We start from the raw sequence: 20,934 nt of genomic DNA, 5'->3' as shown, positions 1-20,934 counted from the left end.
GGCCACGCGAGCCGACGTGGGCCGGCGACTACGCCGTGTCAGATTTCGTAGCCCTCGGCCGTGGCGCGGTCCTTGTCGGCCAGCATGGCCTGGTCGACCACGCTGCGCTGCAGCGTCGGCGCGAAGGACTCGATCAGCGCGTAGACGTAGGCGCGCAGGTAGCTGCCGCGGCGCAGCGCGAGCTTGGTCAGGTTGATGCCGAACAGCGCTCCGGCATCGATGGCGCGCAGCTGCGTGTCGCGCTCGGCCTCGAACGCGATCGAGGCCACGATGCCCACGCCCATGCCCAGCTCCACATAGGTCTTGATCACGTCGGCGTCCATCGCGCTCAACACGATGCGCGGCTCGATGCGCTGCCTGGCGAAGGCCTGGTCGATGTGGCCGCGGCCCGTGAAGCCCGCACCGTAGGTGATGAGCGGGTAGCGCGCCAGCTTCTCCAGGCTCAGCGGGCCGTCCAGCAGCGGGTGGTTGGGCGGCACGATGATGGAGTGGGTCCAGCGGTAGCAGGGCAGGGCCACGAGGTCGGCGTACTGGGCCAGCGCCTCGGTCGCGATGCCGATGTCGGCTTCGCCCGACAGCAGCATCTCGGCCACCTGGCGTGGCGAGCCCTGGTGCAGGTGCAGCTTGACGTTGGGGAACTGCAGCCGGAACTCCTGCACCGCCGTGGGCAGCGCATAGCGGGCCTGGGTGTGCGTGGCCGCGATGGACAGCGAGCCGCTTTGCTGCGCCACGAACTCCTGGCCCGCGGTGCGCAGGTTGTGGCTGCCCTGCAGGATGTTTTCGATGATGGGCAGCACGTGGGCGCCGGGCTCGGTCAGCCCCGTGAGCCGCTTGCCGGCGCGCACGAAGAGGTCGATGCCCAGCTCCTCCTCCAGCTCGCGGATCTGCCGGCTCACGCCGGGCTGCGAGGTGTGCAGGGTGTGGGCCACTTCGGTGAGGTTGAAGCCGCAGCGCACGGTTTCGCGCACGGATCGCAATTGCTGGAAGTTCATCGTGCCGCATTGTTCGGGGCGACACACAAATCTCCAACGATTGATTCGTAGGTTCTATATCGCCAAAACATCGCTGGAAAAAAAGGCCCCATGCCGGCTGGCATGGGGCCCGAATCCCCTTCCGAGGGAGCAAACCGGTCAGCGCACTCTAGGCCGGCGCGCCGCAGCGGCCAACGAAGATTCGCGTGTTTGCATATGCGCCGCGCGCCAGGCCTCGGGCGCACAGCCGAAGCGCGCCGTGAACCAGCGCGTGAAGGCGCTGTGGCTGCCGTAGCCCAGCATGGCCGAGATCTGGCCGATGCCGTAGCGCGGGTTGGCCACATAGCGTTGCGCGAGTTCGGAGCGCACCTCGGCCAGCAGCGCGGTGAAGCTCAGGCCCTCGTCGTCCAACTCGCGCTGCAGCGTGCGCAGGCTGCGCCCCAGTCCCTGGGCCACGCGGGCACAGGTGGCGTTGCCCGCCGGCAGCGTCAGGTAGATGGCCTTGCGCACCTGCTGGCCTGTGCTGGTGGCGCGGCCCACGGGCGCTGCGTCCACCATCTTCTTGGCGTAGCGCACCAACACAGGGTCGGCCAGCGGGTTGGGCACGTCCAGGTCGGCCGCGCGGCAGACGATGCCGTTGAACTCCGCGTCGAAGTCCACGCGGCAACGGAACATGCGTTTGTGCACGCTGGCGTCGCGCGGCGCTGCATGGCAAAAGCGCACGCTCTGCGGCTGCCAGCGGTCGTGCAGCAGCGTCTCGCACATGCGGTAGAGCACGCCTACCGCCAACTCCAGGGATTGGCGCATGGGCCGCGGCGCGACGAAGTCCTGGCGCAGCAGCACCACGTCGCCGGCATCCTCCATCGCGATCACCAGCGATTCGTTGACCAGGTGCAGGTGCTCGATCAGCGTGGCCAGCACATGGCGCAGGCTGGGCTGGTGCAGCAGCAGCAGGCTCACCATGCCGAAGTTGGACGGCTGGCGCGACTGCGCCATGCGCAGGCCGAAGCTCTCGCAGCCGGTGCTGGCGGCCGCATCCTCCAGCAACTGGGCGGCGACGGTGCCGTCGATGAGCTGGTCCTGCTCGCGCAGCTGGGCCGGCCGCAGCCCGGCCTGGCGCAGCGCCTTGTCGGGGTCGCCGCCGAGCTGCCGCATGACCTCGGCGAAGTGCGTCAGGGCCGCGGCCCGCGCCAGAGTGCCCATCGTGTCTCCTTCGTGGTGGCGCGGATTCTGGCACCAAATGCACAGGCCGTGGCACGGAATGCACAGCACGCTGGAGCCGGCCTGCCTACAGTGGAGACCGCAGAACGACAGCAGGAGACAAGCTTGCGCATCGAGCCCCTCAGCTGCGCCATCGGCGCGGAAATCACCGGCGTGGACCTGGCCGACGCGGCGCGCGACGACGCGCTGTTCGCGGATATCCGCGCCGCCTTGCTGCAGCACAAGGTGCTGTTCCTGCGCCGCCAGCGCATCACGCGCGCCGAGCACGTGGCCTTCGCGCGCCGGTTCGGCGCGCTGGAGGACCACCCCGTGGCCGGCAGCGACCCCGAGCACCCCGGCCTGGTGCGCATCTACAAGACGCCCGAGCAGCCCAACGACCGGTACGAGAACTCCTGGCACTGCGACGGCACCTGGCGCGAGGCGCCCGCCATGGGCTGCGTGCTGCGCTGCGTCGAATGCCCGCCCGTGGGCGGCGACACCATGTGGGCCAACATGGCGCTGGCCTACGAGCGCTTGCCGCAGCACACCAAGGACCTGATCGCACCGCTGCGGGCGCGCCACAGCATCGAGGCCAGCTTCGGCGCGGCCATGCCCATCGAGAAGCGGCTCGCGCTGCGGGCGCAGTACCCCGATGCCGAGCACCCCGTGGTGCGCACGCATCCGGAGACCGGCGAGAAGGTTCTGTTCGTCAACGGCTTCACGACCCATTTCACGAACTTCCACACGCCGGCCAACGTGCGCGTGGGCCAGGACTTCACGCGCGGCGCGGCCGACCTGCTGCAGTACCTGGTGGCCCAGGCCGCCATCCCCGAGTACCAGGTGCGCTGGCGCTGGCAGCCCGACGACGTGGCGATCTGGGACAACCGCGCCACGCAGCACTACGCCGTGATGGACTACCCGCCCTGCCACCGCAAGATGGAACGCGCCGGCATCGTCGGCACCCCGACATGAGACCACCCCGTCTGGCTGGCGCACTGCGTGTAGCCATCCAATACCCCTCAAGGGGCGCACCCAGCGGCCGGGCAAAGCCCGTTCCGCGGGTGCACTGGCATGGCCTGCTCCGCGGCCACCCGACCAGCGGCCTGCGGGCCGGCCTCGTGCTCTGCGGACGGCGCTTCGGCGCCATGAACCACTGAAAGGAGACACGCCATGAACTTCCTCGACGGCCACCTGTTCCCCGAGAACATGCCCCCGCTGGTCATCACCGCCGCGCCCTACGCGCCGTCTTACGTGCCGGAAGACTTCCCGGGCGAGATCGCGGTGACCATGGAGCAGCAGATCCAGCTCGCGGTGGACTGCTACAACGCCGGCGCCACGGTGCTGCACCTGCATGTGCGCGAGCTGGACGGCAAGGGCAGCAAGCGCCTGTCCAAGTTCAACGAGCTCATCGCCGGTGTGCGTGCGCGCGTGCCCGAGATGATCATCCAGGTCGGCGGCTCGATCTCGTTCGCGCCCGAGAGCGACGGCGCCGCCGCCAAGTGGCTCAGCGACGACACGCGCCACATGCTGGCCGAGCTTGACCCCAAGCCCGACCAGGTCACGGTCACGGTCAACACCTCGCAGATGAACTTCCTGGAGCAGTTCGACGCGCGCGACGTGCAGGGCATCTCGCTGCAGGACCCGGCCGTGTTCAACGCCTACAAGGAGATGACGGTGCCGGCCCAGCCCGGCTGGGCCGAGGAGCACATCCGCCGGCTCTCGGCCGCGGGCATCCAGAGCGCCTTCCAGTGCTACAACCAGAACAGCCTGGAGTCGGTGGAGCGGCTGATGCGCCGCGGCATCTACAAGGGCCCGCTGGTGCTGAACTGGGTGGCCATCGGCGGCGGCATGGACTCGCCCAACATCTACACGCTGGCCAACTTCGTGCGCGGCGTGCCCGACGGCGCCATGCTCACGGTGGAAAGCTCGGTGCTCAACGTGCTGCCCGTGAACATGATGGGCATCGCCATGGGCCTGCACGTGCGCTGCGGCACCGAGGACAACCTCTGGAACCAGCAGCGCACGGCCAAGATCGGCACGGCCGCGCAGATCGCGCAGCTGGTGCGCATCGCGGGCGAGCTGGGCCGGCCCATCGCCACGGCGCAGCAGGCGCGCGCGCTGTGCCGCATCGGCCAGTTCTACGAGACGGTGGAGGAGACGCTGGCGGCCAACGGCTTCGCGCCCAATGCGCCGGGGCGCCAGCAGGGCTTCCTGCGCAAGGTGGCCTGATCATGCGCCGCCGCACCGCCATGCTGGCCCTGGCCGCCGCGCTGTGCGCGGGCGCGGCCCAGGCCACCGACAAGCCCGTCAAGCTCATCGTGCCCGCGCCGCCGGGCGGCACGATCGACGTCTTCGCGCGCATCATCAGCGACCAGCTGGCGCTGGAGATCAGGCAGCCCGTCATTGTCGAGAACCGGCCCGGCGCGGGCGGGGCCGTGGCGGTCAAGTACATGCTCTCGCAGCCCGCCGACGGCAGCGTGCTGCTGGTCAGCGTGACCAACGTGCTGACCGAGGCGCCGCATGTGCTCAAGAGCGGCTTCGACCCGCTCAAGGACGTCAAGCCGATCGCGGAGATGGCGCGCTCGGCCATGCTGTTCATTGCCTCCCCACAGTTCCCGGCGAAGGACGCCAGGGAAGCCATCGCCTATGTCAAGGCCAACCCGGGCAAGGTCTCGGTGGCCTCCTACAGCCCGGGTACGAGCTCGCAGTACGCCAGCGCGATCCTGAACCAGAAGGCCGGCCTGGACATGGAGCACGTGCCCTTCCCCGGCTCGGCCCCGGCGCTGGCCCAGGTGATGGGCAACCAGATCCCGCTGATGTTCGACGGCTCGGTCACCTCCAAGCCGCTGATCGCGGCGGGCAAGGTCAAGCTGCTGGCCGTGGCCTACAAGAGCCGCATGCCCGAGTACCCCGACGTGCCCACCATGGCCGAACTCGGCTACCCGGAGCTGAACTTCAGCAACTGGGCCGGCGTGTTCGCCTCGGCGCAGACGCCCGCCGCGGTGCTGGAGAAGGTCCACGCGGCGCTGACAAAAATCAACGCCGTGCCGGCCGTGCGGGCGCGCTATGCCAGCACCGGCTTCGAGCCGATCGCGGAGCCGCGTTCGCTGCAGCAGGCTGAAGAAGACGTGCGGCTGGAGTACGAGCGCAACGGCGCGATCGTCAAGGCCTTCGGCATCAAGCTGAACTGAGATGAAACCACTCCCGTTTGGATTTCTCACTTCGTGTAGAAATCCCATCCCCCCTCAAGGGGGCGCACCCGGCGGTCCGGCAGAGCCGGCGCCGCGGGTGCACGCGCATGGCCTGCTCCGCGCGGCCTCTCGACCAGCGGCCTGCGAGCCGGCCTCGTGCCGTGCGGGCGGCGCGCCAGGATCATCGGACATTGACATGCTGCCCACCGTGCTGATCGTCCCCGGTCTGCGCGATCACGCGCCCGCGCACTGGCAGACGCTGCTGGCCGCGCAACTGCCGCGCGTGCGCTGCGTGCCGCCCATGGGCCGCACGGGCGACGGATTGGACCGCGCGGCGCGCGTGGCCGCCATCGAGCGCGAGGCCCAGGCCGTCGTGGGCCCCCTCGTGGTCGTGGCGCACAGCGCTGGCTGCGCCATGGTGGCGCACTGGGCGCAGCACACGCGGCGCGCCGTGCAAGGCGCGCTGCTGGTCACGCCGCCCGAGCTCGATCGGCCGATGCCGGCGGGCTATCCGTCGCTGCAGGCGCTTGGCGACGGCGGCTGGTTGCCGGTGCCGATGGCGCCGCTGCCTTTTCCGAGCATCGTGGGCGCGAGCCGCAACGATCCGCTGGCGCGCTTCGACCAGGTGGGGCGCATGGCGCGGGCCTGGGGCAGCCGCTTGGCCGACCTCGGCGAGGTCGGCCACCTCAATCCCGCGTCCGGCCACGGCGAATGGCCGGCCGCGCACGCTTTCATCACCGAACTCTCGGCCTGAGCGGCCGACACCAGAGAGGCATACACCATGGTCCAAGCCATCCGCTTCTACGAAACCGGCGGCCCCGAAGTTCTCAAGCTCGAAGAGGTCGAGGTCGGCGACCCCGGCCCGGGCCAGGCACGCGTGCGCCACAGCTACATCGCGCTGAACTTCATCGACACCTATTTCCGCACCGGCCGCTATCCGCTGGCCCTGCCCAACGGCCTGGGCTCCGACGCGGTGGGCGTCGTCGAAGCCGTGGGTCCGGGCGTGACCGACATCCGGCCCGGCGACCGCGTCGGCTACCTGATCGGACCGCAGGGCGCCTACGCCCAGGCGCGCGTGATGCCGGCCGAAGTGCTGATCCCGTTGCCCGACGGCATCGACGACCGCACGGCTGCCACGCTGATGATGAAGGGCATGACGGCGCAGTACCTGTTCCGTCAGGTCGTGCCGCTGCAGGGCGGCGAGACCATCCTCTACCACGCCGCGGCCGGCGGCGTGGGCCTGATCGCCTGCCAATGGGCACGCGCGCTGGGCGTGACCATGATCGGCACCGTCAGCACCGACGAGAAGGCCGCCATCGCGCGCGCCAACGGCTGCACGCACACCATCGTGACGTCGCGCGAGGACATCGTCGCACGCGTCAGGGAGATCACCGACGGCAAGGGCGTGCCGGTGGTGTACGACTCGGTGGGCAAGGACACGCTGATGGCCTCGCTCGACTGCCTGCAGCCGCGCGGCAGGCTGGTGAGCAACGGCACCTCCTCGGGCTCGGTGGTGGTGGATTCGCAGCTGCTGGCGCAGAAGGGCTCGATCTGGATGACGCGTCCTGCGATGCTGCACTACATCCAGCCACGCGCGCACATGCTGGCCATGGCGCGCGAGCTGTTCGACCATGTGCTGGCCGGGCGCATCGTGAGCGCGCCGCAGCAGGAGTTCGCGCTGCGGGACGCGGCCGAGGCGCACCGCGCGCTGGAATCGCGCCGGACCACCGGTGCCACGGTGCTGGTGCCCTGACGCCCCATGGCCGTTCTGACCGTCACCGCCTGGGAGGCCCACGCGCGCGCTCTGTTCCCCGGCGTGCTGGCCTGTGCCGTCGTCGCCGCGGCGGCAACCTTCCTGTCGCAGCACTACGGAGCGCCGGTGATGCTGTTCGCGCTCATGCTGGGCATGGCGATGAACTTCCTGTCCGGCGAGGGGCCTTGCCGACCCGGCATCGAGTTCACCGCACGCCAGCTGCTGCGCTGGGGCGTGGCGTTGCTCGGGCTGCGCATCACCGCCGACCAGGTGGCCGGGCTGGGCTGGCATCCGGTGCTGGTGGTGGCCGTGTCGCTGGTGCTGACGATCGGCGTCTCCATGCTGGTGGCCCGGCTGATGGGTTTCAACATCCTGTTCGGCCTGCTCAGCGGCGGTGCCACGGCCATCTGCGGCGCCTCCGCCGCGCTGGCGCTGTCGGCCGCGCTGCCGCCGCACCCGCTCAAGGAGCGCGCCACGCTGTTCACCGTGGTCGGTGTGTCGGCGCTGTCGACGCTCACGATGGTCCTGTACCCCATGCTGGCGCGCGCGCTGGGCCTGGATGCACCGAACACCGGCGCCTTCCTGGGCGCCACCATCCACGACGTGGCGCAGGTGGTCGGCGCCGGCTACGGCGTGTCGCAGGAAGTGGGCGACACGGCCACGCTGGTCAAGCTGCTGCGCGTGGCCACGCTGCTGCCCGTGATCCTGTTCGCCGTGGCCTTCACGCGGGCCACGGGTCGTGCCGGCGACGGGCCGCGGCCGCCGCTGCTGCCCTGGTTCGCCGTCGGCTTCGCGGCCCTGGTGGCGCTGAACAGCACGGGCTGGCTGCCCAGGGCTCTGACCCAGGCGGGCACCAGCCTGTCCGGCTGGCTGCTCCTGGCGGCGATGGCGGCCATCGGCATGAAGACCCAGCTGCGCGAACTGGCCACGGTGGGGCTCAAGCCCGTGGTGCTGATGGTGGGCGAGACGGTGTTCCTCGCCGCGCTGGCCCTGGCCCTGCTGCGCTGGAGCTGAAGCCCGTTCCACAGGCCAAGGGCACGCGGATCCACCGACAAGCGCCGGACGACCGACTGAGCACGCCATGGGCATGCCGCCTTGCAACAGCAGCCTGATCCGCAGCGCCAGCTTGAGCGGCTACGCCGAGCTGGTGCGCTCGCTCGGCCACGACCCGGCCGTGCTGCTGCGCGCGGCGGGCCTGTCGGCGCGGCTGCTGGACAACCCGGAAACCCGCATCCCCCTGCATACCGTGCGCGAGCTGCTGGAGGCCGCGGCGCGCACCACGGGTCGGGAGGACTTCGCGCTGTGCCTGGCGGCGCGGCGCAACCTGACCCACCTCGGGCCCATCGGCCTGGTCCTCATGGACGAGCCGACGCCGCGCCAGGCACTGGACACGCTATGCCGCTACCTCAAGCTGCTGAGCAGCGGCATGGTGCTGCGCATCGAGGACGCGGGCGCGAACCTGCTCATCCGCCAGGAACTGCTGCCGATCGCGGGGCTGGCGACGCGCCAGTCCATGGAGCTGACGGCGGGCATGATGTTCCGCGTGCTGCGCGAGCTGATCGGCCCGCAGTGGCGGCCGGTGGAGGTGCACTTCACGCACCACGCGCCGGTGGACCCGGCGGCGCACCGTGCCTTCTTCGGCCTGGCGCCCCGGTTCGACCAGGCGTTTTGCGGACTGGTCTGCGCGCTGGCCGACCTGCAGTCGCTGCGCACGCCGGGCTCGGGCGGCGCCGCGCGCTTTGCGCGCGACCACCTGGAGGCCGCCCTGAACCGCCGCACCGACGGCATGCAGGCCGCCTGCACGGAGCTGATCCTGGCGCTGCTGCCCGGCGGGCGCTGCACGGCCGACCAGGTGGCGCGTCACCTGGGGGTGGATAGGCGCACGCTGCACCGGCACCTGAGTGCCGAGCAACTGAGCTTCTCGGTGCTGCTCGACCGGCTCCGCACCGACCTGGTCCGCCGCCATGTGCTGGAGAGCCGCCAGAGCCTGGGCGAGGTGGCCGGCCTGCTGGGCTTCGCCACGCCCAGCAGCTTCAGCCACTGGTTCCGCGCCCATTTCGGCGCCAGCGTCTCGGACTGGCGGCGGCTGCAGGCCGGCCTGCCGAGCGCCGGCGCGTGAACGCAGGCGAGGGCGGTCGCGCTTGGCTCAGGCCGTGAACACCTTGCGCAGAAAGCCCTGGTTGCCGCCGTTGCGGTTTGGCGCGAAGCCGTTGGCGGCCAGCGACTCCTCCACCGTGTCGTAGAACACGCCGATCTTGCTGATCTCGCGCGCCTGCCGGGCGGTGGCGATCGGGCGGCCGAACTCGCGCGCGATGCGCACCAGCTGCTCGATCTGCGAGACGGTGCTGGCCTTGGCGCTGCGGTTCTGGTTCCACAGGCAGTCCTCGGTGCCGCAGCGCACGTGCAGGCCGGCGGCGATGCCCCACATGTTCACCGGCAGCACGTTGCGCACGTTGCTTTCCACCGTGAGCACGGCGCCGTCGGGCACGGCACGCACGAAATTGGCCAGGCTGTAGAGGCTGGGCGCATCCATGCCGCCGCCGATGGCCACCCAGTTCATCACCAGCGGCCCCTTGTACACGCCCTTGCGCATGAGCCGCTCCACCGATTCGAAGCTGTTCAGGTTGTAGCACTGGAAGGCGCTCTGGATGCCGGCCCGGGTCAGCCGGCGCACATGCTCCTCCACCCAGCCGGGTTGGGCCGGCACCGTCATTTCCTTGTAGGCGTTGAAGACCGCCGGAATCTCGCGCGAGGTGCCCTTGAAGTCCGCGTCCTCGGCCTGCTCGGTCACGTTCATCTGCGAGGTGTTGACCGTCACCGTCACCTGGTCGGGCACGGGCTCCAGTTCGGCGAGCATGTGGCGCGTGTCGTCGCTGAGCCACTTGGCGGCGGCGCCTTCGCTTTCCGGTGCGAAGGAGATGGAGCCGCCGACCTGGATGACCATCTCAGGCACCGCCTTGCGCACGCCGGCGATCAGCGCGTTGAATTGGGACAGGCGCTTGGAGCCCTTGCCGTCCAGCTCGCGCACGTGCAGGTGCAGCACCGTGGCGCCGGCGTTGTAGCAGTCCACGGCCTTCTGGATCTGCTCTTCCATGGTCACCGGGATGTCCTCGGGAAAGTCCGAGGGCAGCCAGCCCGGGGCGTAGGGCGCGGCGGTGATGATGAGGGGCTGCTGGTTCTCGGGGAACAGGTGGCCGTCGAGGAAGTTCATGGTGTTTCTCCTGGTCGCGTGTCAGTAGGGGATGTCGCCGACGATGCCCGCGCGTTCCATCTTGCGCGGCGCCGGGAAGTAGTCGTTGCAGGCGTAGTGCTGGGTGCTGCGGTTGTCCCAGACCACGATGTCGCCCGGCCGCCAGGACCAGCGCACCTGGTATTCGGGAATGCTGGCGCGGCTGGTCAGGTAGTTCAGCAGCAGCGATGCGCCGGGCGACTTGTCGATGCCGTGGCGCACGTTCTCGGGCGTGCTCCAGTTGACGAAGTGCGAGGTGAAGCCCGCGCCCACGAACAGCACCTTCTCTCCCGTCTCGGGATGGGTGCGCACCACGGGATGCTCGGCGGCCGGGTGCTGCGCCACCAGCTCGGCGCGCGCCTGCGGGGTCATCACGGCGCCGAAGCTGTGCTCGATACTGGCCTTGGCGCGCAGCGGGGCGATCTGCGTCTTGATGTGCTCGGGCAGTTCGTCGTAGGCCTTCACCATGTTCACCCAGATGGTGTCGCCGCCGATCTCCGGGCATTCGATGCAGCGCAGCACCGCGCCCATGGCCGGGTTCGGCCGCCACAGGCCGTCGCAGTGGTAGACGTTCTCGTAGCTGTGCGGGTTGTCGCTGCGGTAGATGCGCACCAGGCCCGGATGCTCCGGGTCGCTGCCGGCCACGGGGTGGTCTTCCAGCGGGCCGAAGCAGCGCGCGAAGGCCACATGCTCGGCGCGCGTGATGTCCTGGTCGCGCAGGAACAGCACGCGGTGCTGCAGCAGCGCAGCGCGGATGGCGGCGAACTGCGCGGGGTCGCGCGCCACCTCGCCGAGGTGGACGCCGCCGATCTCGGCGCCGATGCAGGGGGTGATCTGTCGCACTTGCATGGGGATGTCTTCAGTTCAAGGTGATGCCGTAGGTCTTGACGATGCCGGCGTTGCGCTCGGACAGGGCGCGCGTCTCGCGCTGCAGGGCCGGTGTGTCGACGACGACCTCCGGCTCCAGGCCGACGTCCGAGAGCTTTTGCTGCACCACGGGCGCGCGGGCGGCCTTGTCGATGGCCGCCTGGATGCGCGCGAGCACGTCCGCGGGCAGCCGGGCCGAGCCCATCACGCCGACCCAGCCCTTGAACTGCAGGTCGGGGTAGCCCAGTTCGGTGGTGGTGGGCACCTGGGGCAGGTGGCGCGAGCGCTGCGGCCCGGAGAAGGCGTAGGCCTTGAGCTTGCCGGCGCGGACCAGCGGCACGGCGGTGAGCATGCCGTCGAACATCACGTCGACCTGCCCGCCCAGGATGGCCTGCAGGGCCGGCGGCGAACCGGAGTAGGCCACGTGCTGCATGTCCAGCGCGGCCTTGTCGCTGAGCATCAGGCCGGCGTAGTGCGACACCGTGCCCGGGCTGTAGCTGGCGAAGCTGGTCTGGCCCTTGCGCGCCTTCAGCTGTGCCAGCAGGGTCGGGAAGTCCTGCGCGCCCTGGCCCGCCGCCGCCACCAGCACCACGCCGGAACGCGCGAGGGACGCCACCGGCAGCACGTCCTTGAGCGGATCGAACGGCATCTTGATGACGTGGGGGATCTCGGCCAGCAGGTTGCTGGGCCCGACCAGCAGCGTCTGCCCGTCGGCGGGCGCGGCCAGCAGGGCCTGCATGCCGATCACGCCGCCCGCCCCGGCGCGGTTCTCCACGATCACGGGCTGGCCGGTGTCGCTGGACAGCTGCTGGCCCAGCACGCGGGCCACGATGTCCGAGGTGCCGCCCGCCGGCGCGGGAACGATCAGCTTGATCGGCTGGCGGCCCCAGGCCCAGGTGCTGGCACAGGCCAGCGTGCAGCCCAGCAGCAGGGCCATGGCTTTCCAGGTGGTCTTCATCGGCATGTCTCCGTTCGGTGGTGGTTCGGCGGCCAGTATCGGAAGCGGCCGCGCCGCGCGTTTGTCTTGCTGGGACATCGATTTGCTTTGTTGGGACGAATCGGTTGCAACCCTAGGCCGCCCACCGGGCGGCTGGCATGCAATGCACAGCCCGTGGCACGGATTGCTAAAAGGCCGCGGACGCCCTTTCCTAGAGTGCCGATACGCCGCGCATCGCACCATTCACAACGACCAGGAGACCCCGTCCCATGCCACGCTTCGCCCTCTGCACCCTTGGCCTGTGCGCCCTGTCCGCCGCCGGCGGCGCCGCCGCGCAATCGTCCGCCACGCTGTTCGGTGTGGTGGATGCCGCGATGAGCCGCTACAGCGTGCGCAGCCAGTCCTGGGACGGCGGGCCGGCGCGCGCGGTGCGGCAGAGCCGCTGGGAGATGTCGCCCTCGGGCAACTTCGCCAGCCGCTTCGGCATCCGCGCTACCGAAGACCTGGGCGACGGGCTGTCGGCCGGCTTCTGGCTGGAGGCGCCCGTCACCAACGACACCGGCGCCAATCCGTTGAGCTTCGGCCGGCGTTCCACGCTGAGCCTGTCCGGCGCTCTGGGCGAACTGCGCCTGGGCCGCGACCACACGCCCTCGTTCCTGAACGACTGGGCCTTCGACCCGTTCACGTCCAACGGCGTGGGCGTCAACCTGATCGCCGTGGTCAGCAGCAACCTGGCCATCAGCCGCGCGCTGGAGACCCGCAAGACCGGCCCGCTGTCGCAGCGCCTGCTGGGCGGCGGCTTGTCCGCCGGCACCGACAACTACCTGCGCAGCAGCAACAGTGTGGGCTACTTCCTGCCGACCGGCCTGGGCGGCGTGTACGGGCAGGCGATGTTCGCGTTCCCCGAAGACCCGCAGAGTCAGCGCGGCCGCTACGCCGGCGCGCGGCTGGGCTGGGCCGGCGGGCCGGCCGACCTGGCGCTGGGCTATGGCGAAAGCACGCTCGGAAACAGCGGCGCCAGCGACGAGAAGATCCGGTCGCTGAACTTCGGCGCCTCCTACAACTTCGGGCCGGCCAAGCTGCTCGGCGAATGGTCGCTGGTGCGCAACGCGCGGCGCGACGGCACGACGCTGGCGCCCATCGACGACCGCTACCGCGGCCTGCTGGTGGGTGCCACCGTGCCGGTCGGCGCAGGCCTGTGGCGGGCCGCGTACTCGCGGGTGCGGTTCACGAGCGGGCAGGGGGCGGGCGATGCCTCGGCGGACAAGCTCGCGCTGGGCTACGTGCACCACCTGTCCAGGCGCACGGCGCTCTACGCCACGGTGGCCCGCATCGGCATCGTCAACGGCCGCAACAACACCGCGGTCATGGCGGTGACGCCGCTGGTGGTGAGCAACCCCAGCATCCTGCCGCAGCCCTACTACCAGGTGACCGACGGCATGCAGGCCAGGAGCGCCACGGGCGTGGATGTGGGGCTGCGCACCGTGTTCTGAGAGCTACAGCCCCAGCGCACGCCGCCCGGCCGCCGCCAGCACGGCGTCGCTCTGCGGGGCGTGTACCCGGCCGCACAGCACGTCGCGCAAATGGCGCTGCAGCGGGTTGTGGCGCGTGAGGCCGTGGTTGCCGCAGAGCTTGAGTGCGCGTTCCACGGCCTCGATGGACTGGGCTGTCACGGCGTGCTTGAGCAGGCCGCTGTCGGTGACCGACGGCGGCTCGCCGCAGTCCACGGCGGCCACGGCGTCGTCGAGCTGCACACGGTTGCTGCGCAGCAGGGCCTCGATCTCGCCCAGCGCCTCGTGCGTGCGCGGCAGGCTGGCCAGCGGCGCCCCGAGGCTGCCGGGCGCGCGTGTGCGCAGAAAGCCGAGCAGCCAGTCGCGCGCGGCGCGCGCCACGGCGTCGTAGAGGGCGCCCAGCAGCACCGCCATCCAGGCCTGGTGCAGGGTCTGGGCCTGCTGCTCGGCGGGGCTGCCGGCGCCGGGCGCCCAGTCGGCCGGCGCGCGCAGGTCCACGGCGTTCTGAAGCGGTAGCGGCACCTCGTCGAACACCGCCTCGTGGCTGCCCGAAGCGCGCAGGCCCAGGTGGTCCCAGCTGCGCACAATGGTGATGCCGGGCGCATCGCGCGGCACCAGGAACACGCCGGTGCGCGGCGCATCTTCGTCGGTGCGGCCCCACACGGCCAGCCAGCGCAGGCCCTCGATGCCGGTGCAGTAGAGCTTGTGGCCCGACAGCCGCCAGCCCTCCCCCGCGCGGCGCGCCATGGTGTCGGGCAGGCCGCCGCGGCTTGGCGAGCCCAGCAGCGGCTCCACGCGCAGCGCGTTGACGAGCGCGCCGTCGCGCACCGCATCGCGCGCCACGCGCTCGCGCAGGGCCAGCGGCCAGCGGCTGCCCTCGTGTGCGAGGGCCAGGTGCTGCAGATAGGTCATGGTGAGGATCAGCGCCGTGGCCGGCTCGGCATGGGCCAGTGCGGCGACCACGCGGCGCGCTTCGGCCAGGCCGGCGCCGGCACCGCCCCAGGCCTTGGGCACCACCAGCGCGATGAGGCCGGCGGCGTGCAGCGCCGCGAAATTGGCATGCGGGAAGGCGCCGCTCTCGTCCAGCGCCACCGCGCCGCTGGCCAGCTGCGCCGCGAGGCGGGCCAGCACGGTGGGATGCAGGCCGGGGACGGCGGGTGCGCTAGGCAGGCGGTAGAGCAGGGGTGCGTTCATGGTGGGCGCGTTGAGGGGGACGCCCGAGGCTAGCGGCGCGCGATCGCCGCCCAAACTCGCGCGCCGCATATGCCTGCTCGTTTTTCTTCGTTCTGTGCGCGCCCGGGGCTGGCTAAGGTCCACCGTCCCAGCAGGAGCAACCCATGAGCCAGATCGAATTCATCGGCATGATCCAGACCCAGAAGGTCTCGGAGATCCACGCCGCCCAGGGCCCCGCCATCGACCGCGACTACGTGCGCGCGTTCGCCCGGGCACACGAGAATGCCGGCTTCGACCGCATCCTGGTGCCGCACCATTCCACGGGTCCGGACGCCACGCTGACGGTGGCCTACGCGGCCTCGGTCACCGAGCGCATCGGCTTCATGCTCGCGCACCGGCCCGGCTTCGTCGCGCCCACGCTGGCGGCGCGGCAGTTCGCCTCGCTGGACCAATACAGCGGCGGCCGGCTGGCCGTGCACTACATCTCGGGCGGCTCGGACGACGAGCAACAGCGCGACGGCGACTGGCTGGACCACGACCAGCGCTATGCCCGCACCGACGAATACCTCGAGGTGCTGCACAAAGTCTGGGCGGCGGACCAGCCCTTCGACCATGCAGGGGTGCACTACCGCGCGCGCAACGCCTTCTCCGAGGTCAAGCCCGTGCAGACGCGCAACGGCCGGCCGCACGTGCCCGTGTACTTCGGCGGCGCCTCGGAAGCGGCGATTCCCGTGGCCGGCAAGTACGCCGATGTCTACGCGCTGTGGGGCGAGTCGCTGGCGCAGGCGCGCGAGCTGACCACGCGCGTGCGCGCCGAGGCCGCCAGGCACGGCCGCAGCGTGCGCTTCTCGGTCTCGTTCCGGCCCATCCTGGCCGAGACCGAGGAGAAGGCCTGGGCCCGTGCCGAGGCCATCCTGGCCGAGACGCGCCGCCTGCGCGTGGTGCAGGGTTTCGGCCGCGGCGGGCCCCAGCAGAGCGAGGGCGCGCGCCGCCTGCTGGCCGCGGCCGGGCAGGGCGTGCGCGTGGACAAGCGGCTGTGGACGGCGATCGCGCAGGAGACCGGCGCGCGCTCCAACAGCACGGCCCTGGTCGGCACGCCCGAGCAGGTGGCCGATGCGCTGCTGGACTACGTCGACCTGGGCGTGAGCACCTTCCTGATCCGCGGCTTCGATCCGCTGGAGGATGCGACCGACTATGGCCGCGCCTTGATCCCGCTGACGCGCGCGCTGGTCGCGCAGCGCCTGGCCAACCGGCGCGAGGCCGCATGATGCGCGGTCTCCAGCGCGTGGCCCTGGGCCTGCTCGGCGCCGCCTGTGTGCTCGCCGCATCCGTGGCCCAGGCCCAGGCCTGGCCGGCCAGGCCGCTCAAGCTCATCGTGCCGTTCCCGCCGGGCGGCGCGGCCGACACCATCGGCCGCTACTACGCGGAGCAACTCGGCCAGGCCCTGGGTCAGCCCGTGGTGGTGGACAACAAGCCCGGCGCGGGCACGGCGATCGCGGCCGAGGCCGCCGCGCGCGCGGCGCCGGACGGCTACACCTTGTCGCTGGCCACGAGCGGCCAGCTGACCATCCTGCCGCACCTGCAGGACAAGCTGCGCTTCGACCCGCTCCACGACTTCGCGCCGGTCTCGTTGCTCGCCTCGGTGCCCAACGTGGTGGCAGTCAACGCCCGCTTCCCGGCCCACTCGGTGGCCGAACTCGTGGCCGCGGCCAAGGCCCAGCCCGGCAAGCTCGGCTACAGCTCCTGCGGCACCGGCACGCTGTGCCACCTGAGCGGTGAGCTGTTCAAGAACCTGACCGGCACTGACCTGCTGCACGTGCCCTACAAGGGCAGCGCACCGGCCGTGGCGGCGGTGCTGGGCGGCGAGGTGCCCGTGGCCGTCGACACGCTGGCCATCCTCGCGCCGCAGATCCAGGCCGGCAAGCTGCGCGGCCTGGTGCTGACGGCCGCGCAGCGCTCGCCGCTGCTGCCGGGCGTGCCGAGCGCGCCCGAGGCCGGGCTGCCTGCGTTCGCGACGGCCGGCTGGTTCGGCATCGTGCTGCCGGCCGGTGCACCCGCGCCCGTGGTCGAACGGCTGCAGCGCGAGATCGCGGCGATCGCGCGCGCGCCGCGGACCGTGCAGGAGCTCGAGGCCAAGGGCATCACGGTCGAGCACAACAACCCGGCCGCGTTCGCCGAGCTGATCCGCGCCGACCACGCACGCTGGGGCCGCGTGATCAAGGACAGCGACGTGCGCATCGAATGAACCACAGCCTGCCCATGCGGAACCACACCATGACGACTTCTTCATCCTCCATCACGCGCCGCCGCGCGCTGCGCGCCACCGGCAGCGCCGCGATCGTTGCGGCCGGCGGCCTGCTGGCCGCGCGCGCCTGGTCGCAGCCGCGCAAGCTCAACTTCGCCTGGAACGCCACGGCCTTCTGCCTGTCGCCCGTGGTGGTCGCGCAGGAGCGCGGCTACTTCGAGCGCAACGGCCTCTCGGTGGAGCTGACCAACTACACGGGCTCGACCGACCAGCTGCTCGAATCGCTGGCCACGGGCAAGGCCGATGCGGCCGTGGGCATGATCCACCGCTGGCTCAAGCCGCTGGAGTCGGGTTTCGACGTGAAGATCGTGGGCAGCTCGCATGGCGGCTGCGTGCGGCTGGTCGGCGTGAAGGAGGCCGGCGTGACGAAGCTCGCCGACCTCAAGGGCAAGACCATCGGCGTCTCGGACATCGCCAGCCCCGGCAAGAACTTCTTCTCCATCCTGCTCAAGAAGAACGGCATCGACGCCGACCGGGACGTCGCCTGGCGCCAGTACCCGGCCGACCTGCTGGACATCGCCGTGAACAAGGGCGAGATCCAGGCGATCGCCGACGGCGACCCCAACATCTACCTGATCGAGAAGCGCAACAGGGAGCGCTACGTGCAGATCGCCACCAACCTCTCGGGCGAGTACCAGGACAAGGTCTGCTGCATCCTGGGCGCGCGCGGCGAGCTCGTGCGCAAGGACAAGCCCGTGGTGGCCGCGCTGGTGCGGGCCATCGTGCAGGCCTCCGACTACGTGGCCGACAACCCCAACGAATCCGCGAAGCTGTTCGCCAGGTACGCACCCAAGGTCGGCGTGGAGGACCTGCAGGCGCTGCTGGGCACGCTCACGCACCGCCACCACCCGACCGGGCGCAGCCTGCGCGACGAGGTGGAGTTCTACGCGCGCGACTTCCAGTCGGTGGGCGTGCTCAAGCCCGGCACCAACGTGGCCCGCTTCGCGGACCATGTGTCGGTGGATGTGCTGGGCTGAACCTCAGTGTGTGGCGGGCACGGCGCGCGCTTCGAGTCCCACGCCCAGGCTGCGCTGCACGGCGCTGAAGATCGAGGCCAGGTTGTCCATGCTCGGGTTGCCGGTGGGCGACAACATGCGGTGCAGGCTCTTGCTGGGTTTCTCGGTGGCCTGCGCGAGTTGCTCGAAGCCGATCGTTGCGTTGACCAGGTCGCGCAGGATCAGGCGGGCCGTTTCGGCCTCGCCCTGCAGGAACAGCGTCGCGGCCTCGTCGAGCAGGGCATTGGCAAATGCGGGATCGCGCTCGACGCGCTCGACCACGGTGTCCTTGAAGTGGCGGGTCAATGCCATCGTTTCACCTCTTGATGCTGCGGCCCGGCTGCATGCCGGTGCCCACTGACTTCTTGCGCAATTTGTATTCGGCGTGCAAGGCTTTGGCCTTGTCGATGTCACGTTGCTGGCCGCGCTTGGTGCCGCCACCGAACAGCACGATCAGTCGGTCGCCGTCTTTGGCCAGGTAGATGCGGTAGCCGGGCCCCCAGTCGATGACGTACTCCCCGATGCCATCGAACCATTTGACGCTGGATGTGTTGCCCAGTTCCAGGCGCAGTTTGGCGGTCACCACCTTGGCGGCGGCCTGGGCGTCCAGGCGGTCGAACCAGGACTTGTAGGGGTTCGAACCGTCCTCCCGCACGTACTCGTGAACCGCGATGGCCATGTGCAATGGTAACGCATTCGTTACTTATGGGGCGCGGTCCAGGGCGGTGCATCACCCAAGTTCTCCGCATAACCAAACGCCTTTTCCTGCGTTGGAAAAGCGCGTCGCGCGCACTACCGTAGCGCCCATTCCTGGTCAACGACGAGAGAGGGAGTTCCACCATGTCCAGTCTGCCCACCACGCACACCCCCTGGTCGCGCCGCAAGCTCGTGCGCACCGCCGGCATCGCCGCCGTGGCCGCCTCGGCCACGCTGCTGGCCTCGCGCGCACGCTCGCAGCCGCGCAAACTGACCTTCGCCTGGAGCCAGGCCGGCTTTTGCCTCACGCCCGTGCCCGTGGCGCTGGAGCGCGGCTTCTTCCAGCAGAATGGCCTGGACGTGGAACTGCTGAACTGGGCCGGCGCAGCCGACCAGTTGCTCGAGGCCGTGGCCACGGGCAAGGCCGACGTGGCCGTGGGCCTGATCCACCGCTGGGTCAAGCCGCTGGAGGCGGGCCTAGACGTCAAGCTCGTCAGCAGCGTGCACGGCGGCTGCCTGCGCCTGGTGGCGGCCCAGGGCGGCGGCATCACCAGCGACGTGAAGAGCTTCAAGGGCAAGGTCATCGGCGTGTCCGACCTCAACAGCCCGGCCAAGCAGTTCTATGCGATCCACCTGGCCAAGCGCGGCGTGGACATCGACAAGGACGTGGAATGGCGCGTCTACCCGGCCGACCTCTTGGACGGCGCGGTCAAGAAGGGCGAGATCCAGGCCATTGCCGACGGCGACCCCAACCTGTACCTGATCGAAAAGCGCAACCCGGGCCTCTTCACCGAGATCGGCAACAGCGCCAAGGGCGAATACGCCGAGCGCATCTGCTGCGTGGTCGGTGCGCGCGCGCAGTTCGCGCAGAAGGACAAGCCGCATGCTGCCGCCGTGGTGCGCGCGCTGGCCCAGGCCTCCAACGATGTGGCCGAAAACCCGAACGAGGCGGCCAAGATCTACCACAAGTACACGCCCAAGGTGGCCGTGGAAGACCTGCAGAAGCTGCTGGCCGAGCTGACCTACAAGCACCATCCGGCCGGCGCGCCGCTGCGCAGCGAGGTCGAGGCCTTCGCGCGCGACTTCCACCACGCGGGCATCCTCAAGAAGAGCACGGACGTGGTGCGCTTTGCCAACCACGTGTCGCTGGACGTGCTGGGCTGAGCATGAGCGCGCTCGCCCCCTCCTACGACGCCGCGCCCGCGCGGCAGGCCGCCACCGTGCGGCCGATCCCACAGGCGCCACTGCCCACGGGCATCTGGCGCACCGGCGTCCTCGCGGCCCTGGCCTGGGTCGGCCTGGGTGTGCTGACACTGGCCTGGCCCAACAAGCCCATCGGCTTTTCCGACTGGGCCTACACCGAGGCGTTCGGCATCGCCGCGCTCGCGCTCGCAGCGCCGCTGCTGGCGATCGCCTTGCTGGGCGCGCGTGCCGGCCGCGTCGGTCTGAGGCTGCGGCCGGCCGGCCAGTGGCTCGTGGCCGCGCCGCTGCTGCTGGCGCTGTGGGAGCTGCTGACGGCCAAGCTGGGCCTGCTGCCCCCGCCGTTCTTCGCGCCGCCGCAAAGCCTGATCGATGTGGTGGCGGAGGACTGGAGCCGGCTGGGCCTGTCGACCGCGCATTCGCTGCGCCTGCTGGCCAATGGCCTGCTGTTTGGGGCGCTGGTGGGTTTCCTCACGGGCGTGTGGATCGGCTGGTCGCGCATCGCGGGCTACTGGGTGCATCCGCTGCTGCGCTTCCTGGGGCCGGTGCCGGCCTCGGCGCTGCTGCCGCTGGCCTTCTTCTTCGCGCCCTCGAGCTATTCGGCCGCGGTGTTCCTGGTGGCGCTGGCCACCTTCTTCCCGGTCGCGGTGCTGACCTGGTCGGGCGTGGCCGCTGTGCCCAAGAGCTACTACGACGTGGCGCGCACGCTGGGCGCGTCCGAATGGTTCCTGGTGCTGCGCGTGGCGATCCCGGCTGCCCTGCCGCAGGTCTTCGTGGGCCTGTTCATGGGCCTGGGCGCCTCGTTCTCGGCGCTGGTCACGGCCGAGATGATGGGCGTGAAGGCCGGCCTGGGCTCAATGCCAGTCAGTTAAGCCCAGGCGAAGCTGATAGCGGCTACAAAGGGAA

Annotated in this window: 20 protein-coding genes and 1 pseudogene; 13 read left to right on the top strand and 8 right to left on the bottom strand. The window is 70.5% G+C overall.

Going from position 1 to position 20,934, the window contains the following annotated elements; genetic code table 11:
• Positions 1–38: 38 nt before the first annotated feature.
• Together IE209_RS31395 and IE209_RS31390 are read right to left on the bottom strand one after the other, a co-directional pair.
• The gene (locus IE209_RS31395) at positions 39–992 is read right to left on the bottom strand and encodes a CysB family HTH-type transcriptional regulator (RefSeq protein WP_189690792.1); all 954 of its coding nucleotides are present in this window, start codon (positions 990–992) and stop codon (positions 39–41) included.
• Positions 993–1,130: 138 nt separating this feature from the next.
• Positions 1,131–2,174, bottom strand: a complete 1,044-nt coding sequence (locus IE209_RS31390; RefSeq protein WP_189690791.1) for an AraC family transcriptional regulator — start codon at positions 2,172–2,174, stop codon at positions 1,131–1,133.
• 123 nt (positions 2,175–2,297) lie between these two features.
• Between IE209_RS31390 and IE209_RS31385 the strand changes: the two genes are divergently transcribed.
• From IE209_RS31385 to IE209_RS31355, 7 genes are all read left to right on the top strand, one after another.
• A complete protein-coding gene (locus IE209_RS31385) occupies positions 2,298–3,143 on the top strand; it encodes a TauD/TfdA dioxygenase family protein (protein WP_189690790.1) in 846 nt (281 codons plus the stop codon).
• Positions 3,144–3,341: 198 nt separating this feature from the next.
• Complete coding sequence (locus IE209_RS31380; protein WP_189690789.1) at positions 3,342–4,400, top strand: beta-keto acid cleavage family enzyme; 1,059 nt, start codon at positions 3,342–3,344, stop codon at positions 4,398–4,400.
• 2 nt (positions 4,401–4,402) lie between these two features.
• Positions 4,403–5,362: a Bug family tripartite tricarboxylate transporter substrate binding protein gene (locus IE209_RS31375; RefSeq protein ID WP_189690788.1), complete on the top strand. Its 960-nt coding sequence runs from the start codon at positions 4,403–4,405 to the stop codon at positions 5,360–5,362.
• Positions 5,363–5,558: 196 nt separating this feature from the next.
• Positions 5,559–6,116 (top strand): RBBP9/YdeN family alpha/beta hydrolase, encoded by a 558-nt coding sequence (locus IE209_RS31370; protein WP_189690787.1) that lies wholly within the window; start codon positions 5,559–5,561, stop codon positions 6,114–6,116.
• A 27-nt stretch (positions 6,117–6,143) separates the two neighbouring features.
• Complete coding sequence (locus IE209_RS31365; protein ID WP_189690786.1) at positions 6,144–7,115, top strand: quinone oxidoreductase family protein; 972 nt, start codon at positions 6,144–6,146, stop codon at positions 7,113–7,115.
• A 6-nt stretch (positions 7,116–7,121) separates the two neighbouring features.
• Positions 7,122–8,129, top strand: coding sequence for a YeiH family protein (locus IE209_RS31360; protein WP_189690785.1), 1,008 nt, complete (start codon positions 7,122–7,124; stop codon positions 8,127–8,129).
• Between the two features lie 67 nt (positions 8,130–8,196).
• A complete protein-coding gene (locus tag IE209_RS31355; RefSeq protein WP_189690784.1) occupies positions 8,197–9,234 on the top strand; it encodes an AraC family transcriptional regulator in 1,038 nt (345 codons plus the stop codon).
• A gap of 27 nt (positions 9,235–9,261) precedes the next feature.
• Here IE209_RS31355 and IE209_RS31350 read toward each other — a convergent pair whose 3' ends face one another.
• The 3 genes from IE209_RS31350 to IE209_RS31340 are packed head-to-tail and all read right to left on the bottom strand — an operon-like array spanning position 9,262 to position 12,169.
• The gene (locus IE209_RS31350) at positions 9,262–10,326 is read right to left on the bottom strand and encodes a beta-keto acid cleavage family enzyme (RefSeq protein ID WP_189690783.1); all 1,065 of its coding nucleotides are present in this window, start codon (positions 10,324–10,326) and stop codon (positions 9,262–9,264) included.
• A 21-nt stretch (positions 10,327–10,347) separates the two neighbouring features.
• Positions 10,348–11,193, bottom strand: a complete 846-nt coding sequence (locus IE209_RS31345) for a TauD/TfdA dioxygenase family protein (RefSeq protein WP_189690782.1) — start codon at positions 11,191–11,193, stop codon at positions 10,348–10,350.
• Positions 11,194–11,203: 10 nt separating this feature from the next.
• Positions 11,204–12,169, bottom strand: a complete 966-nt coding sequence (locus IE209_RS31340) for a Bug family tripartite tricarboxylate transporter substrate binding protein (RefSeq protein WP_189690781.1) — start codon at positions 12,167–12,169, stop codon at positions 11,204–11,206.
• A gap of 248 nt (positions 12,170–12,417) precedes the next feature.
• Between IE209_RS31340 and IE209_RS31335 the strand changes: the two genes are divergently transcribed.
• Positions 12,418–13,641 (top strand): porin, encoded by a 1,224-nt coding sequence (locus tag IE209_RS31335; RefSeq protein ID WP_189690780.1) that lies wholly within the window; start codon positions 12,418–12,420, stop codon positions 13,639–13,641.
• Positions 13,642–13,644: 3 nt separating this feature from the next.
• Here IE209_RS31335 and IE209_RS31330 read toward each other — a convergent pair whose 3' ends face one another.
• The gene (locus IE209_RS31330; protein ID WP_189690779.1) at positions 13,645–14,853 is read right to left on the bottom strand and encodes an acyl-CoA dehydrogenase family protein; all 1,209 of its coding nucleotides are present in this window, start codon (positions 14,851–14,853) and stop codon (positions 13,645–13,647) included.
• A 143-nt stretch (positions 14,854–14,996) separates the two neighbouring features.
• On the opposite strand from IE209_RS31330, the gene IE209_RS31325 reads away from it, so the two are divergent.
• The 3 genes from IE209_RS31325 to IE209_RS31315 are packed head-to-tail and all read left to right on the top strand — an operon-like array spanning position 14,997 to position 18,114.
• On the top strand, positions 14,997–16,100 hold the full coding sequence (locus IE209_RS31325; protein WP_189690778.1) for an LLM class flavin-dependent oxidoreductase: 1,104 nt from the start codon (positions 14,997–14,999) through the stop codon (positions 16,098–16,100).
• Positions 16,097–17,077 carry a Bug family tripartite tricarboxylate transporter substrate binding protein gene (locus IE209_RS31320; protein ID WP_189690777.1) on the top strand — a complete coding sequence of 327 codons (981 nt, stop codon included), beginning with the start codon at positions 16,097–16,099 and terminating at the stop codon, positions 17,075–17,077. The genes IE209_RS31325 and IE209_RS31320 overlap by 4 nt, the downstream gene beginning before the upstream one ends.
• A 29-nt stretch (positions 17,078–17,106) precedes the next feature.
• Positions 17,107–18,114 carry an ABC transporter substrate-binding protein gene (locus IE209_RS31315; RefSeq protein ID WP_189690776.1) on the top strand — a complete coding sequence of 336 codons (1,008 nt, stop codon included), beginning with the start codon at positions 17,107–17,109 and terminating at the stop codon, positions 18,112–18,114.
• Positions 18,115–18,117: 3 nt separating this feature from the next.
• On the opposite strand, the gene IE209_RS31310 is transcribed toward IE209_RS31315, so the two are convergent.
• Together IE209_RS31310 and IE209_RS31305 are read right to left on the bottom strand one after the other, a co-directional pair.
• Positions 18,118–18,444, bottom strand: a complete 327-nt coding sequence (locus tag IE209_RS31310; protein ID WP_189690775.1) for a helix-turn-helix domain-containing transcriptional regulator — start codon at positions 18,442–18,444, stop codon at positions 18,118–18,120.
• A gap of 4 nt (positions 18,445–18,448) precedes the next feature.
• The gene (locus IE209_RS31305; RefSeq protein WP_189690774.1) at positions 18,449–18,811 is read right to left on the bottom strand and encodes a type II toxin-antitoxin system RelE/ParE family toxin; all 363 of its coding nucleotides are present in this window, start codon (positions 18,809–18,811) and stop codon (positions 18,449–18,451) included.
• Positions 18,812–18,972: 161 nt separating this feature from the next.
• Between IE209_RS31305 and IE209_RS31300 the strand changes: the two genes are divergently transcribed.
• Both IE209_RS31300 and IE209_RS31295 read left to right on the top strand, forming a co-directional pair.
• Positions 18,973–19,992: an ABC transporter substrate-binding protein gene (locus IE209_RS31300; RefSeq protein WP_189690773.1), complete on the top strand. Its 1,020-nt coding sequence runs from the start codon at positions 18,973–18,975 to the stop codon at positions 19,990–19,992.
• 2 nt (positions 19,993–19,994) lie between these two features.
• Positions 19,995–20,882: pseudogene (locus IE209_RS31295) on the top strand (ABC transporter permease); the annotation flags it as partial.
• Between the last annotated feature and the right edge of the window lie 52 nt (positions 20,883–20,934).

It is taken from the genome of Pseudorhodoferax aquiterrae, from assembly GCF_014652235.1.
Classification (GTDB): domain Bacteria; phylum Pseudomonadota; class Gammaproteobacteria; order Burkholderiales; family Burkholderiaceae_C; genus Pseudorhodoferax; species Pseudorhodoferax aquiterrae.
Note: the sequence above shows the minus strand (reverse complement) of the source record. Positions and strands in the feature narration are given on the sequence as shown.

Excerpts from the sequence above, each read along its gene's own strand:
- IE209_RS31390 (WP_189690791.1), bottom strand. The coding sequence starts at position 2,174 with ATGGGCACTCTGGCGCGGGCCGCGGCCCTGACGCACTTCGCCGAGGTC.
- IE209_RS31305 (WP_189690774.1), bottom strand. The coding sequence starts at position 18,811 with ATGGCCATCGCGGTTCACGAGTACGTGCGGGAGGACGGTTCGAACCCC.
- IE209_RS31310 (WP_189690775.1), bottom strand. The coding sequence starts at position 18,444 with ATGGCATTGACCCGCCACTTCAAGGACACCGTGGTCGAGCGCGTCGAG.
- IE209_RS31330 (WP_189690779.1), bottom strand. The coding sequence starts at position 14,853 with ATGAACGCACCCCTGCTCTACCGCCTGCCTAGCGCACCCGCCGTCCCC.
- IE209_RS31315 (WP_189690776.1), top strand. The coding sequence starts at position 17,107 with ATGACGACTTCTTCATCCTCCATCACGCGCCGCCGCGCGCTGCGCGCC.
- IE209_RS31320 (WP_189690777.1), top strand. The coding sequence starts at position 16,097 with ATGATGCGCGGTCTCCAGCGCGTGGCCCTGGGCCTGCTCGGCGCCGCC.
- IE209_RS31350 (WP_189690783.1), bottom strand. The coding sequence starts at position 10,326 with ATGAACTTCCTCGACGGCCACCTGTTCCCCGAGAACCAGCAGCCCCTC.
- IE209_RS31380 (WP_189690789.1), top strand. The coding sequence starts at position 3,342 with ATGAACTTCCTCGACGGCCACCTGTTCCCCGAGAACATGCCCCCGCTG.
- IE209_RS31375 (WP_189690788.1), top strand. The coding sequence starts at position 4,403 with ATGCGCCGCCGCACCGCCATGCTGGCCCTGGCCGCCGCGCTGTGCGCG.
- IE209_RS31345 (WP_189690782.1), bottom strand. The coding sequence starts at position 11,193 with ATGCAAGTGCGACAGATCACCCCCTGCATCGGCGCCGAGATCGGCGGC.
- IE209_RS31335 (WP_189690780.1), top strand. The coding sequence starts at position 12,418 with ATGCCACGCTTCGCCCTCTGCACCCTTGGCCTGTGCGCCCTGTCCGCC.
- IE209_RS31395 (WP_189690792.1), bottom strand. The coding sequence starts at position 992 with ATGAACTTCCAGCAATTGCGATCCGTGCGCGAAACCGTGCGCTGCGGC.
- IE209_RS31325 (WP_189690778.1), top strand. The coding sequence starts at position 14,997 with ATGAGCCAGATCGAATTCATCGGCATGATCCAGACCCAGAAGGTCTCG.
- IE209_RS31300 (WP_189690773.1), top strand. The coding sequence starts at position 18,973 with ATGTCCAGTCTGCCCACCACGCACACCCCCTGGTCGCGCCGCAAGCTC.
- IE209_RS31365 (WP_189690786.1), top strand. The coding sequence starts at position 6,144 with ATGGTCCAAGCCATCCGCTTCTACGAAACCGGCGGCCCCGAAGTTCTC.
- IE209_RS31360 (WP_189690785.1), top strand. The coding sequence starts at position 7,122 with ATGGCCGTTCTGACCGTCACCGCCTGGGAGGCCCACGCGCGCGCTCTG.
- IE209_RS31340 (WP_189690781.1), bottom strand. The coding sequence starts at position 12,169 with ATGAAGACCACCTGGAAAGCCATGGCCCTGCTGCTGGGCTGCACGCTG.
- IE209_RS31355 (WP_189690784.1), top strand. The coding sequence starts at position 8,197 with ATGGGCATGCCGCCTTGCAACAGCAGCCTGATCCGCAGCGCCAGCTTG.
- IE209_RS31370 (WP_189690787.1), top strand. The coding sequence starts at position 5,559 with ATGCTGCCCACCGTGCTGATCGTCCCCGGTCTGCGCGATCACGCGCCC.